Annotated in this window: 9 protein-coding genes and 1 pseudogene; 1 reads left to right on the top strand and 9 read right to left on the bottom strand. The window is 72.8% G+C overall.

Annotation, left to right across the window (positions count from 1 at the left end):
- Nucleotides 1-545 precede the first annotated feature (545 nt).
- From B5D66_RS09350 to B5D66_RS25695, 6 genes and pseudogenes are all read right to left on the bottom strand, one after another.
- Nucleotides 546-1,190, bottom strand: a complete 645-nt coding sequence (locus B5D66_RS09350; protein WP_144390050.1) for a sensor domain-containing protein — start codon at nt 1,188-1,190, stop codon at nt 546-548.
- A gap of 91 nt (nt 1,191-1,281) precedes the next feature.
- Nucleotides 1,282-2,505 (bottom strand): hypothetical protein, encoded by a 1,224-nt coding sequence (locus tag B5D66_RS09345; RefSeq protein ID WP_078761252.1) that lies wholly within the window; start codon nt 2,503-2,505, stop codon nt 1,282-1,284.
- Complete coding sequence (locus tag B5D66_RS09340) at nt 2,502-5,309, bottom strand: DEAD/DEAH box helicase (protein ID WP_144390049.1); 2,808 nt, start codon at nt 5,307-5,309, stop codon at nt 2,502-2,504. Before B5D66_RS09340 ends, B5D66_RS09345 begins: the two co-directional genes overlap by 4 nt.
- 582 nt (nt 5,310-5,891) lie before the next feature.
- Nucleotides 5,892-6,173, bottom strand: coding sequence for a DUF6510 family protein (locus tag B5D66_RS09335; protein ID WP_078761250.1), 282 nt, complete (start codon nt 6,171-6,173; stop codon nt 5,892-5,894).
- The gene (locus B5D66_RS25700) at nt 6,170-6,907 is read right to left on the bottom strand and encodes a ferredoxin reductase (RefSeq protein ID WP_200813583.1); all 738 of its coding nucleotides are present in this window, start codon (nt 6,905-6,907) and stop codon (nt 6,170-6,172) included. The genes B5D66_RS09335 and B5D66_RS25700 overlap by 4 nt, the downstream gene beginning before the upstream one ends.
- A gap of 127 nt (nt 6,908-7,034) precedes the next feature.
- A pseudogene (locus B5D66_RS25695) lies at nt 7,035-7,506 on the bottom strand (molybdopterin-dependent oxidoreductase); the annotation flags it as partial.
- A gap of 247 nt (nt 7,507-7,753) precedes the next feature.
- Here B5D66_RS25695 and B5D66_RS09320 point away from each other — a divergent pair.
- Nucleotides 7,754-8,773: an alpha/beta hydrolase gene (locus tag B5D66_RS09320; RefSeq protein WP_078761248.1), complete on the top strand. Its 1,020-nt coding sequence runs from the start codon at nt 7,754-7,756 to the stop codon at nt 8,771-8,773.
- Nucleotides 8,774-9,618: 845 nt separating this feature from the next.
- Here B5D66_RS09320 and add read toward each other — a convergent pair.
- The 3 genes from add to B5D66_RS09305 form a co-directional block, all read right to left on the bottom strand.
- Nucleotides 9,619-10,644 (bottom strand): adenosine deaminase, encoded by a 1,026-nt coding sequence (gene add, locus B5D66_RS09315; protein ID WP_078761247.1) that lies wholly within the window; start codon nt 10,642-10,644, stop codon nt 9,619-9,621.
- Nucleotides 10,645-10,701: 57 nt separating this feature from the next.
- Nucleotides 10,702-11,235, bottom strand: a complete 534-nt coding sequence (locus tag B5D66_RS09310) for a DinB family protein (RefSeq protein WP_078761246.1) — start codon at nt 11,233-11,235, stop codon at nt 10,702-10,704.
- Between the two features lie 442 nt (nt 11,236-11,677).
- Nucleotides 11,678-12,052 carry a VOC family protein gene (locus B5D66_RS09305; protein ID WP_078761245.1) on the bottom strand — a complete coding sequence of 125 codons (375 nt, stop codon included), beginning with the start codon at nt 12,050-12,052 and terminating at the stop codon, nt 11,678-11,680.
- Nucleotides 12,053-12,954: the final 902 nt, after the last annotated feature.

Here is a 12,954-nt window from a genome sequence, read left to right as displayed (position 1 = left end):
TGCTCGGCGATCGGGGGCACGGGCGGTACAACCGGCTACTCGGCGGCTCGTCCGCCGATGACGGCAGGGGTCGGATCGGTCATGGCAGACGACACCGGTCGATGCGTGGCCGGCCCGTCGGGGAACGGCCGTGTCCCGGGGCGCCCTTCGAGACGACGAGTCGGGGCGGCCACGTCGAAGGGGTACGGCGTGACCGGCGTTTCGACGCGCTCGGCGCGAGCACGTCGGCATGGACGCTAACCACGATCCCCGTATGAGTCCAGAGGGTGAAGAAGCGGTGACCGGATGTGGAAGAAGCGCTGGACAGGAGTGGATCTTGCGCGGTCCACGCCTCGTCGGGCCTTCCCGCTCCGGGAGGGGCCGCCGGTGCCGTCGCGTTCCCGGTCGTCGCCTCCGAGTCGCGGCCGCCTTCTCCCCCGTGCTCCCCGTGGGGTCGCGGGACCGCCTCCGCGAGCCGTCCCGCCGCCCTGTCCGACGCGCGGGTGGGTCCGGCCTCCCACCCGGGGCGTGCCGGTGCCCGCCGACCTGTAGAGCGGGCGTCCGGCTCAGACGGTGGCGCGGGGCCCCGCGACGTCGGCCACCGGCTGCGGGGAGAGCAGGGCCATCCCCAGGCCCGCGTTGAGCAGCGCGCAGGCGCGCGTCACGAAGGGCAGGGTCAGCGCGAACGCCGCGCTGAGCGCCAGGTGGAACAGCAGCGAGGTCGTGGCCCCGCTCCCCAGGCCGATCAGTTCGCTGAGGTCCTGGTAACCGGGGATCCCCACCAGGCTCCAGCGGTAGAAGGGGAAGGCCAGCCCGTGCAGGGTCACCGCCCACCAGGACACCACGACCGAGAACGTGAGCACGGCGAGGGGAAGGCGCGTGACGGCGTGCAGCAGGTCCATCCAGCTCTGGGCGCAGGCCAGCGGGGCGGTCATCACGCGCCAGGTCCCCGCCCCGGGCGCGGCACGGCGGTAGCGCGGCGGTGGGAAGCGGCGGCCGAGTATGTCGGTCATGAGGCTGCGCTCCGCGGTGGCGAACCCACGCGCCATGAGCAGGGTCAAGGCCAGGATGGGCACGCCGACGACGGTGACGGCGGTTCCCACACCCAGCGCCAACCCGGTCACCGACAGCACGAAGGAGACGAGGGAAAGGGGAAAGCCCAACAAGACGCAACGAGTGTCGGTGCCGAGGCGGCGCAGCAGGTCTGTCATGGAGTCGAAGTTACGGAACGGCACGTGGAAGGGCACTACCCCGGGGATGAGGACCGGGGGTGGTGCCCCCACCACCCCCGCCTTCGGGCGCTCACCCGTCGAGCAGTCCGGCGAGCGCCTCCGCGGGGTCGTGCGACGGCGGCCCCGCGGGCCACCAGAGCCCGTCCCGCTCGTGGTAGGGGTACCAGCGCCCGTCACGTCCGTAGCGGACCTGGATCCCGTGTTCGACCAGCGTCCAGTGATTGTGCCGGACGTCCGCCCGCGGCGCCCGCTCGCCCTCCCAGGTCATGGACAGCGCGTCTCCCATCCGGGCCGACACGTGCTCCGGCGGGTCCCAAGGGGACTCCAGGACCTCCAGTCCTTGCGGGCCACCGTACTCCCACGCCCGTGCGGCGCGCTCCAGTTCCTCGCCGCGGCCGCTCGCCCGACCCAACCGTTCCCGGGCCCTCCCGTGGTAGGCCGCGGCCAGCCGCACGGTGTCGCGCCACAGGTCGAGCCGTGGCGGCGGCGCGCCGGTGACGAGGAGGTCGCGCGCCCGGGCCGCGGCGTCGGCGACGAGGAGATCCAGCGCGTCGGGTTCACCTCCGGGAAGGGGGGTCAGGGCGGGCAGGGCGTCGAGCGTGCCGGGGGGCGGTGTCTCCTCGGGCAGCGGGCCGAGAACGCGGGCGTAGGCCTCCTCGGCGGAGGTCCCCCGCGCCGCCGTGGCCTCCCGGCCGCGGGCCGCGCTCCTCCCCGGAGCCGCGTGGTGCCGCAGCTCGTCCAACAGCTCGCTCCTGCCCCGGCCGCGCATCAGCAGCAGCACGAACGGGTCGTCGTCCAGCAGCCAGGCGGCCTGGTAGCACAGGGCCGCGGCGTGCATGCAGGGAAGTTCCCAGTCGTCGCAGTCGCATTCGGGTTCCAGATCGCCGATGCCCGGAAGCAGCCGCACGCCGGCCTCCTCGGCCGCGTCCACCAGGGCGTGCGGCATCTCGCCTTCGAGCAGTGCCGCGATGTGCCCCGATTCGGCGGCCACCTGGTCGAGCAGGCGCGCCCACTCGGCGTCGGACAGCTCCTCGACGAACACGGCGGTGTGGTGGAGCGAGGCGTGCCCGGGACCGTAGACCGGCGCGGCGATCCGGCCGGGGCTGACGGTGATCGTGCCGACGTGTCCGGTACGGGCGTGGGCGCGCCCCTTGGCCAACGGCTCGCGGTCGAGCGAGTTCTCCTCCATCGCCGTGGTCCAGGCCCGCGCCCACCAGGAGCGTCCGCGTCCTCGCCCCTTCTGTGGCGAGAACGCGGGAAAGCCGCGGACGCGGTCGTCGTGTCCCGTGGTCATCGCTCGCTCCTCAACTCGACGAGTTCCGCCAGCTCGGTGTCGGACAGTTCGGTCAGCGCCGCCTCACCGGAGGTGAGAACCGCGTCGGCGAGCTCCCGCTTGGCGCGCAGCATCGCGTCGATGCGGTCCTCGATCGTTCCCTCGGTGACCAGGCGGTGGACCTGCACCGACCGGGTCTGGCCGATGCGGTGGGCGCGGTCGGTGGCCTGTTCCTCGACAGCGGGGTTCCACCAGCGGTCGTAGTGGACGACATGGTCGGCGCGGGTGAGGTTGAGCCCGGTCCCGGCGGCTTTCAACGACAGCAGGAACACCGGGACGCTCCCCTCCTGGAAGGCGCGCACCATCTCCTCACGCCGTCGGATCGGCGTGCCGCCGTGCAGCAGCAGGCTGGGGACGCCGCGTTCGGTCAGACGGCCCTCGATGAGCCGGGCCATGGCCACGTACTGGGTGAACACGAGCACGGCACCGTCCTCGGCGGTGATGGTGGTGACCAGCTCGTCGAGCAGGTCGAGCTTGCCCGACCGTCCCGGAAGCCACGGACGCTCCTCCTTGAGGTAGTGCGCGGGGTGGTTGCAGATCTGCTTGAGACCGGTCAGCAGCCTCATGACCAGTCCGCGCCGGGCCATCCCGTCGCTCGCCGCGATCTGCTCCATGACCTCGCGGACCAGCGCCTCGTACAGCGCGGCCTGTTCCCGGGTGAGCGCGGTCGGGTGGGTGGACTCGATCTTGGCGGGCAGTTCGGGGGCGATGCCGGGGTCGGTCTTTCGGCGACGCAGCAGGAAGGGACGGAGCAGCCGTGACAGCCGTTCGGCGGCCTCGGGGTCGCGCCCGCCCTCGACCGTCTCGGCCCAGCGCCGGCGGAACGCGGTGAGCGTGCCGAGCAGGCCGGGCGTCGTCCAGTCGAGGATCGCCCACAACTCGGTCAGGTTGTTCTCGATGGGGGTGCCGGTGAGGGCGACACGCGCGGGCGCGGGGATGGTCCGCAGCGCTCTGGCGGTTCCCGACCGGGGGTTCTTCACGTGCTGGGCCTCGTCGGCGACGACGAGGCGCCATCCCACCTCGGCGAGCCGTCCGGCGTCCAACCGCATCGTGCCGTAGGTGGTGAGCACGAATCCGTCGGTGACACCGTCGAGCGCGCGTCCGGCGCCATGGAAACGGCGCACGGGGGTGCCGGGGGCGAAGCGGGTGATCTCGCGCTCCCAGTTGCCGAGCAGCGAGGCGGGGCAGACGACGAGGGTCGGTCCGGCGGTCGCGGGGTCGGCCTGCCGGCGCAGGTGCAGCGCGATGAGCGTGATCGTCTTGCCCAGTCCCATGTCGTCGGCGAGACAACCCCCCAACCCCAGTGAGGTCATGCGGTGGAGCCAGCCCAGGCCGCGCAGCTGATAGTCGCGCAGGGTCGCGGTCAGACCGGCGGGGGTTCGCACCTGTTCGTGGCCGGTGATGGGGTCGGCGATGCGGTCCCGAAGCGTCTTCAGCCACCCGTCGGCGAGGACCGTGACCCGCTCCCCGTCGATCTCGGTGCTCCCGGTGAGCGCCGCGGTCAGCGCGTCGAACGCCGGCAGGGGTTTCATCGGCCGGTCGCGGGCCTTGCGGGCCAGGGCGGGCGGTACGAGCGTCCACTGGTCGCGCAGCCGCACCACGGGCCGGTGGGCCTCCGCGAGCAGGTCCATCTCCTTCTCGCTCAACGGAGCGCCGGCCAGGGCGATCCGCCAGTCGAGGGAGAACGACTGGTCGCCGCCGAGGAACGCCGGGCCGCCGAAGGGCGGTGGGTCGCCGGCGCCCACGACGGCGCCGGCGGTCATCTCGTGGACGAGCCCCTTGGGCCAGTGGACGTCCACGCCCGCGGTCGCCAGTGGCGCGGCGGCCCCGTCCAGCAGCTCCTCGACCTCGCCGTCGGTGAGGGTGATCGCGTCGGGGACGGCCACGTCCAGGAGCCGCCCCAGCGGTTCCCACACCCGGGCGGCCCGTCGCACCGCGAGGACGGCGTCGAAGCGGGCACGGTCGTCGAATCCGCTCCTCGCCCCCTCCCACAGGTCGGCCGCGTCGACGACCAGGGCCGGGTCGGCCACGCTGTGGACTTGCAGGACGGCCCTGAACACGCCGTCCTCGAAGTCCCCGTCGGCGACCTCGACCCGCAACGACACCCGTACGCCGGAGTCGATCCCGGCGGACACCTCATGGGCCCACGCCCGCAGCTCGGGGACCTGTTGGGGCGCGGTCGCGGCGAACGGAGCGCCACCGCTCGCCGCGACCGCCGCGGGGGTACGCGGCATCGTGTCGGCCACCGCGTCCATGAAGGCCCGGATCAGGTCTTCGGGAGCGGGAAGTTCGAGAGGGTCCGTGCCGGGCAGCGGGACAGCTCTGGCCTCGGCCGGCATGGCGGCGGCCAGGGCGTGGATCCGGTCGACGGTCCCGGCGTCCAACGGACCGATCCGCCAGGCGTCGAACCCCTCGGGGGAGACACCTGGCAGCAGCCGCCCACGTGCCACCGAGGTCAGTGCCTCGATCGCGACCGCGCCCCAGAAGGACGCGGCGGGATGGGCGCCCCCGTCGCGCCGGATCCGGACCAGGTCGGCCAGGGCCGCGCCCACCGGGGTGCGCGCCACCGGCAGGATCCTGGGCCGCACCGCCGTGCCGTCCCGGACGGCGATCGTCAGCGTTCCCGGTTGGCCCAGATGCGCCGGCGGCTTCGAGCCGTCGACACACCACCAGGCCAGGTGTCCCGTCCGTGGCGGGTCGGCCGGTTCGAACACGACCGCGCACCCCGTGAGTTCCCGCGGTCGGGAACCGGACGTCTCCGTCATCGACTTCTCCCCCATCGTCCTGCCCGTGGCGTACGCGGCTCCAACGCCCGTGGCCGGCCACGGGTTCCCATCGGTGTTCCGGGAGTGTTTCAGGACATCTGGGGCGTGGCGCAAGGGGATTTCGGCGGCGCTGGCGGGATTTCGGCCCGCTGTGCGCCCACCACCGATACGGGAACGCGGAGAGGGCTGCCCCCGGACCTATGCTCCGCCGGAGGTGGTCGACGCCCGGCGCTTTCCTCCGCCCCACGGGGCGGAGGAAAGCGTGCGGACGGTGACCTCGGCGGGCGGCGGTGTCGCCGGGCTGAGCCCGCGGGAGCCACAACGGGGCGTGGGACCAGGGGTTTCCAACCGGATCGACGGAAGAGCGGATTCCCGGTTCTTCCCGGCCGGAAGGGCGACATCCTCCCCGGCCCCGAACGGCTTCAGGCCCGGCTCACATCCCAAAGGCGGCGCCGTCTCGCACGCGGAACCGGACCGACCGGTGGGAGGGGCCGCGGACGCCCGTCGGACTGCGCCCGGGCGCGACCGGGCCTCGCGCGCCCCGGCGTCACCCCGTCGTCGCGGAGGACGCGAAGACCGGCGTCACTTCACCCGCAGCCGCAGGCAGCCGGTTCCGCCCAGGTCGAGCCAGAGGACACCGCCCTCGTGGACCAGGCGCAACACCACCGTGTCGCATCCGGGACAGCGCACCACCAGCCCCGGACATTCGGCGTAGACCCGAAGCTCGGCGAAGGCCCCGGTGATCCCGCACACCGCGCAGCGGCGTGTCGCACCGGTCAGATCCACCCGGAACACCTCCGACAGTGGGCCGGCCAGCGCGTTGCCGTCGAGGTGGCTGGGCTCGGAGACAGAGGGTGTCGTCATGGTCGTCCTCCACTGGGACCGAAGCGTTCGGTCTTGATCCTGCGCGGGTCGTGTCCCAGTGCGACCAGCGCGTTGGCAGCGCTCTCCACGAACCCGGTGGGGCCGCAGACGAAGCAGGTCGGCGCGGAGTCCGGCGGTAGGCCGTGGGTGTTGATCTCCGACAGGGCCAGGCGCTGTGGCGGGCGTGTCACCCCCTCGGGTGCTTCCCGCGTGTAGGCGAGGAAGACGTCCAGACCTCCGTCACCCGCCTGGTGGGAGCCCAGCTCCGTGGAGTAGTAGCGCTCCGCCGGCGAACGCAGCGAGTACAGCAACCGGAACAGCGCCTTGGCGCGCGCCATCCGCCGGGTCCGCACCATCGACATCAGCGGCACGATCCCCGCGCCGCCGGCCACCAGCACCACCGGGGCCGGGTCGTCGGGCCTCCAGACGAACCAGCCGCCGAGAGGGCCGCGGATCTCGATCTGGTCGCCGACGTCGGCCACCTCGACGAGGTAGGGCGATACCTCCCCGTCGGGGACGCGCTGCACGGTCACCTCGATGAGGTCGCCGACGGCGGGCGCGGCCAGCGAGTAACTGCGCTGGGCGGTGTAGCCGTCCTCGGCGGTGAGCCGGACGTCGACGTGCTGGCCCGCCAGGTGCCCGGGCCAGTCGGGAACCCGCAGGACCAGGGTGCGCGCCGTGGGGGTCTCGGGACGGTGCGCGGCGACCGTGGCCGCCCTCCAGCGGCCGGCCATCCCTCAGTCCCCCCCGATAGCGCTGCTCGCGCCAGGGGTCGCCGTAGTCGTGGTAGCCGGCCTGTTCCCAGAAGCCGGGTTCGTCGTGGTCGAGCAGCCGGATGCCGCGGACCCATTTGGCCGACTTCCAGAAGTACAGGTGGGGGACGAACAGCCGGGCCGCCGTGCTCGGCGGGCAACGGTTCCCCCTCGAACTCGTGCACGACCCACGCCCGGCCCTCCTGGAGGTCCTGGAGCGGCAGGTTGGTGCTGTAGCCGCCGTAGCAGTAGGCCAGTGCGTAGTCGGCGGAGGTGTCGACGTCGGCCAGGAGCGTGTCCAGCGACACCCCCGTCCAGTCGGTGTCGAACTTCGACCAGCGGGTCACACAGTGGATGTCGGTGTGCGGATGCTCCTGGGGCAGATTCTGGAACTCCCGCCATGACCAGGTCCGCGACTCGCCGGTCTCGGTGGTGATCGTGAACGTCCACTCGCCGGTGTCCACGCGCGGGGTGGGACCCGCGGTCAGGACGGGGAAACCGTCGGTGAGGTACTGCCCCGGCGGGAGGCGTTCGCTGTCGCCGCCACGACGGCCCTGGAATCCCCTCGACACGATGCCCATGAGCGCCCTGTCCTCTCACTGATGTGGAGCACGTCGGCGGCGGCCCTACCCCCGATCCGGTCAAGCGACGGCAGGGCCAGGGCCAACATCGACCTGGCCCGCCCGTATCGTCCGCAGATGGAGCAATTTAGGTCTTCTGTCTTGGTAAATCCGGTTTCTCTGACTCGTCCTCAGGTCAGCGGCCCAGGGGAACATCGGCGTCCCTGTGGACGCCGCTGAACAGTCTCGATGCGAAGGAGTCACAACCGTGGCACAGAACAAGCCCGCGGTCGTCCTGGAGAAGGCCGCCCAAGAGTTCGCCGACGCCAACTCCAAGCGGCCGTTCATCTACGAGCTCCCCCCGGAACAGGGACGCCAGATCCTCGAGGACCTTCAATCGGGAGAGGGCGTCGAGAAGCCCGATGTGGACGACGAGTGGATCACCGTCCAGGGCGGGCCCACCGGCAGCGTCCCCGTGCGCATCGTCCGCCCCAAGGGGGCGAGCGGGACGCTTCCCGTCATCTTCTACATCCACGGTGCCGGATGGGTGTTCGGCAGCGCCGCGACCCACGACCGGCTCGTCCGGGAGCTCGCGACACGCGCCAACGCGGCCGTCGTCTTCCCCGAGTACGGCCGCTCCCCCGAGGCGAAGTACCCCACCGCCATCGAACAGAACTACGCCGCCGCCCAGTGGGTGATGCGCGAGGGGCGGGGCAGGGGACTGGACGCCTCGCGCATGGCGGTCTGCGGTGACTCGGTCGGCGGGAACATGTCCATCGCGTTGACGCTGATGGCCAAGGAGCGCGGCGACGTGACCCTGAAGGGGCAGGCGCTGTTCTACCCGGTGACCGACGCCGGCTTCGACACCGAGTCCTACCACCAGTTCGCCGAGGGGTACTACCTCAACCGCGACGGCATGATCTGGTTCTGGGACCAGTACACCACCGACGAGAACCAGCGGGCGGAGATCACCGCCTCGCCGCTGCGGGCCTCGGTCGACCAGCTTCGCGACCTTCCGCCGGCGCTGGTCATCACCGACGAGGCCGACGTGCTGCGCGACGAGGGCGAGGCCTACGCGGCCAAGCTGCGCCAGGCGGGCGTCCCGGTCACGGCGGTGCGTGTCGGGGGCATGGTGCACGACTTCCTCATGGTCGACCTGTTGCGCGAGACCTGCGCCAACAAGGTCGCGCTGGAAACGGCCTGCGGCTTCCTGAGCCGCTCGCTCGAAACGGCGCGGGGCGGGGTGCCCCGCCAGGCGTCCGCCGCCCAGCCGGCCCGGACCGGCTGACCAGGCCCGCTTCGGGTCGCGTCCTGCCCGTCGCCGGCCCCGATGTGGGACCGCGCCCTGGAGGTGCGGCGGTGGGAGGCGGGCTCGCCCCGCGTGGGACGGGCGCAGATCGAGGCGGTTCCCGGAGACGGGGGCCGCCCCGCGCGTGATCAGACGCCGCGGCCATGACCCGGGGGGACGCGGTCGACCGGGGAGCCGGGGCGCGGGCTCGTGGAAGCCTTCCGGCCGGTGACACCTCCCCTGATCGTCACCGATGTCTTCGGCGCCATCGCCGAGCCGAAGTCGGGCAGGGGCGAGAAACCGCCGTCGACCTGTGGGCACGGCCCGTCCTCTTCGGGAACAGGTCAGGGGAGGGACTTTCGAGTGTTCTCCGGACGGTGACGGCGGCCGGAGCCGCGCTGTGGAAGCCCGGGGAGGCGGAAGCGTCCGGGATGCTCTCGCAGAGGCACGGCGGCAGACAGCCCGGTACCGGGAACTCCAGGCAGTAGCACTACCGTGCGATCGGACACCGCAAGTGATCGGGAAGACGGGGCTTCTTCGAGTGTCCCCTCCCGGACAAGTCGCACAAGTCGTCTTACAGCGGCGCGTCGCCCGAATGCGTCGAGGTGGCGCGCGTCGAGGTGAGAAGCGCACGGCTTCGTCCGCGGCACCAGGCACGGGAGAGCGGCGCCGCCCTCCCCACAGAAGCCCGGACCACCGCCCTGGACACGGTGGAGAGGGAGAGGCCCTGTTCTCAGCCCACCACGTCGGACGTCCCCTGCCGGCGGCGCGCGGTCTCTCACCGGCCAGGCTGGAGCATGGGCCACCGGAAATCCCCAGCTCACAGGAGTGGAGCGGGGAAACGATCACCTCCCCGTGTGCGACGGTCTCCCCTCCGCCGGGGCCAGCCAGGCGTCCACCTCGCGGCGCAGGCGCCCCTTGACGTCCGCGGGGGCGAAGGAGGCCTCGATCGAGGCCCGCGCGAATTCGGCCAGGACGGTGTCGTCGTAGCCGAAAGCGTCACGCACCCGCGCGTACTCCCCGGCCAGACCGCTGCCGGTGGCCGAGGGGACGTCGGTGTTGAGGGTCAGGGCCAGTCCCGCGGCGCGCAACCGCGGCAACGGATGGGCCGCAAGGGAATCGGCGAAGCCGAGGGCGACGTTGGAGGACGGGCACACCTCCAGCGGGATGCCGCGCTCCCGCACCTCGGCGACCAGTTCGTCGTCGTCCAGGATCCTGATGCCATGGCCGATCCGCCGGGTCCGGCCCACCTCGACCGCCTCACGGATGCTCGCCGGCCCGCAGGCCTCACCTGCGTGGTGGACGAGCCGTATCCCCGCGTCGTGGGCCGCGTCGATGACGGGCGCGAAGGGAGCGAGGGGGTAGGACTCCTCCCCCGCCATCCCGATGGCGACCACCCCGTGGGAGGCGTAACGGGCCGCCAGCCTCATCGTGCGCCAGGCCCGTTCCACGGAGCGCCGCCGTGAGTGGTCGAGGATGACCCCGTACTCCAGCCCATGGGCCGCCGCGCCCTCGGCGAGCCCGTCCAGGACGGCTTCCAGCGGCATTTCGAGCCGGCCCAACCGCTCCCCGTGGGAGGCCGCGGTGAACGTCACCTCGACGTAGCGGGTGCCCTGCGCGGCCTCGTCCGCGCAGAACTCGACGGCGATCCGGTGGAAGTCCTCGGGCCGGCGCAGGCACGACCGCACCAGGGAGCCGTGGTCGGCGAAGGCGCGGAAGCCGGTGAACAGGGGACCCGCGCCGGCCGGGGCGTGGAGGCGCGGCAGGGGGACGCCGTTGGCCGCGGCGATCTCGCGCAACGTGCCGGGGCGGATGGTGCTCTCCAGGTGGACGTGGAGGTGGGCCTTCGGCAGTCGGAGGAGATCACGCATGCGGCCGAGGGTAGGGGGCGGAGCCCGCCGACAACACCGGTTTTCCGGCGGTCGGGGTCAGCGTGCGGCGTTCCAGGTGTACAGGTGGCGCAGCAGACCGATCTCGGCGACGTTCTTGGTCAGTTCGACGCTGACCCAGCCCGCCACGTCGACGAGCGGAAGTCCCTCCCCCCAGGGAAGGCCGGCCGTGCGCGAGGTGGAGTCCAGATCGGCGTCGTCGAGCCGCGCGAGTTCGGCCTGCCAGGCCCGCTTCAGTTCGGCCAGCCGCGCGATCGCCGCCTCGGCGCTGCCGGGCCAGACGATCTCCTCGCGCGCGGGCGCCCCGGAGCCGAAGCAGTGCTCGAGGGTGGTCGTCCACCAGTAGTCGACGTGCCAGGTCACCCAGCCGATCGTGACGGCGGGAACGGGCTGCGGTTCGGGGACCCGCCAGTCGGCGACCCAGCGCCCATGGCCGTCCGGCCGCACGTTCCAGGACACGGGCGCCGGCTCCCACAGGCACATCGCGTCGTCGAGGTCCTGCGTGTGGTGCTCCAGCAGCGCCCAGGCGATGTCGAGTTGCCGGTTCACCAGGGAGATTCGGGATGAGCTCATCCCGGAAGTGTGCCAGCCCCCGGGCCGCGGGGCGAGGGATTATGTCCCGACGCCCCGGCGAGAGGGCGGATGACCGGCGGACGGCCCTGGCCGCCGGCTCCGCCTCTCCTTCCCGGAGCGCGGCGCCCCGGCTCCGCGCTCTTCGAACCGCCTCGCAAGGAGCGCTCGGGGCCGGCCCCAGGGAAAGACGCGGGCTCCCCCTCCGGGCGCGGCGCTCGACGGCGTCCGACCCCGCCCCGGCCGGGGCCGGCCGACCGTGACCGGAACGGCCGCGTGGGCCGTCCCGCGTCCCCGCGGCCTGTCTGCCGCCGCGCGGCGCGGTCGCCACCCCTTGGCTCCTACCGCTCCCGCCGTCGTGGCGCCGGGCCGCACCCGGCCGCGGTGGGCGTCAAGGTCCCGCCCGGCCGGCGACCTCCGACGCCGTTTCGGCGGCGCGGCCGCCTCAGTGGAGGCAGAGGCAGAAGGGATGGCCCGCCGGATCCGCGTAGACCCGCCAGTTGGCCTCCGGACGCACCTGGTCGGCCCGTTCCAGCACGGTCGCGCCGAGCTCCAGCACCCGCTTCTCGGCCGCCTCGATGTCGTCCACCTCGAAGTCCAGGTGCACCTGCTGGGGCGTCTGCTGTCCCGGCCACTCCGGTGGGCGGTAGTCCCGCACCCGTTGGAAGGCCAGCGGCGTTCCCTCGAAGCCGTGCACCTCGACCCAGGCCGGATCCTCCGGGTCCGCCACGACCTGCCCGCCGAGCAGTTCCGCGTAGAACTCCGCGAGCCGCCTGGGGTCCGAGCAGTCCAACGCGACCGCCTGAAGCCTGCGAATCATCCCCGGCTCTCCTCCCTCTCGATCCCTCACGTCCGTCGGTCCGCCCCGCTGTGGCCCCGCCTTGCGCGGGAGCCAGGGGGACGGACTCCGCGTAATCTACTCGCAGTGATCCCGGCGATCCTCTGGATTTCGCGAGTGATCGCGGGGCCGGCCCGGGGGCGAGCGACCGAACCCGCCCGAGGCGCCGCCCCCGTCCTCCGACCTCGCACTCCTGGCGTGCGGGAGGGACGGCGTGTCGACTGCGAGCACGGGGGCGCACCGACGACGGACGCGCGGCGCGTCGGCTGCGCGCCGCCCCTGTGGCAGGACGAGTCCCGCTCCGTCCCCGGTGTACGGTTCGTGTCCCCTCCCGGTGTCCCACGCGACGCGCGTCTCTCCACGCCGCGGGGTGCCCTGTGGAGCCGGGGTGTTTGCGCCCGCGTCGAGTCGAGGAGAGCGCCGGGGACCTGTGCCGCCCGGTCGTCCTCCGCATCGGCGCCTGGCGAGGCCGTGAGCGGGCCGGTCCCGCCCCGTCGGACCGTCCATCCGGTGATCGAGGCCGGTGTGAAGGCGGTGCCCGAGCCCGTCAGCGTCCACGGCCCCGGCGCGGGAGCGACATCCCGGTGGCCACCCGGCGGATCCCCCACGCTCACACCGAAGCGGCTGAAGGAGCGGGTCCGCGACGGCGGGGCGGCGCCCACCGCGCGCACATCCGAAGGGGCGCCACACGTGCCTCCACCAGGAGGCGAGCGCGTTCGAAACGGGGCAGGTAGAGGGGCCGCGGGTCGGTGTCGCCCTACGTGGCGCGCTGTCAGCTGACGAAGATCAAAGACCATGAACGACCGGAGCGGAGGGGGACGGTCACTCCCCTCCACTCTTAACGTATAGCGCACCCCCGGGCTTGCGGCAAGACCCGGGTCATG

The sequence above is a fragment of the Marinactinospora thermotolerans DSM 45154 genome (assembly GCF_900167435.1).
Taxonomy (GTDB): Bacteria; Actinomycetota; Actinomycetes; order Streptosporangiales; family Streptosporangiaceae; genus Marinactinospora; species Marinactinospora thermotolerans.
This window is presented reverse-complemented; position numbering and strand designations above follow the sequence as displayed.

What these genes read in the sequence shown, in the direction of transcription:
- B5D66_RS09335 (WP_078761250.1), bottom strand. Translation starts at nt 6,173, where the DNA reads ATGACGACACCCTCTGTCTCCGAGCCCAGCCACCTCGACGGCAACGCG.
- B5D66_RS09305 (WP_078761245.1), bottom strand. Translation starts at nt 12,052, where the DNA reads ATGATTCGCAGGCTTCAGGCGGTCGCGTTGGACTGCTCGGACCCCAGG.
- add (WP_078761247.1), bottom strand. Translation starts at nt 10,644, where the DNA reads ATGCGTGATCTCCTCCGACTGCCGAAGGCCCACCTCCACGTCCACCTG.
- B5D66_RS25700 (WP_200813583.1), bottom strand. Translation starts at nt 6,907, where the DNA reads ATGGCCGGCCGCTGGAGGGCGGCCACGGTCGCCGCGCACCGTCCCGAG.
- B5D66_RS09340 (WP_144390049.1), bottom strand. Translation starts at nt 5,309, where the DNA reads ATGACGGAGACGTCCGGTTCCCGACCGCGGGAACTCACGGGGTGCGCG.
- B5D66_RS09310 (WP_078761246.1), bottom strand. Translation starts at nt 11,235, where the DNA reads ATGAGCTCATCCCGAATCTCCCTGGTGAACCGGCAACTCGACATCGCC.
- B5D66_RS09350 (WP_144390050.1), bottom strand. Translation starts at nt 1,190, where the DNA reads ATGACAGACCTGCTGCGCCGCCTCGGCACCGACACTCGTTGCGTCTTG.
- B5D66_RS09345 (WP_078761252.1), bottom strand. Translation starts at nt 2,505, where the DNA reads ATGACCACGGGACACGACGACCGCGTCCGCGGCTTTCCCGCGTTCTCG.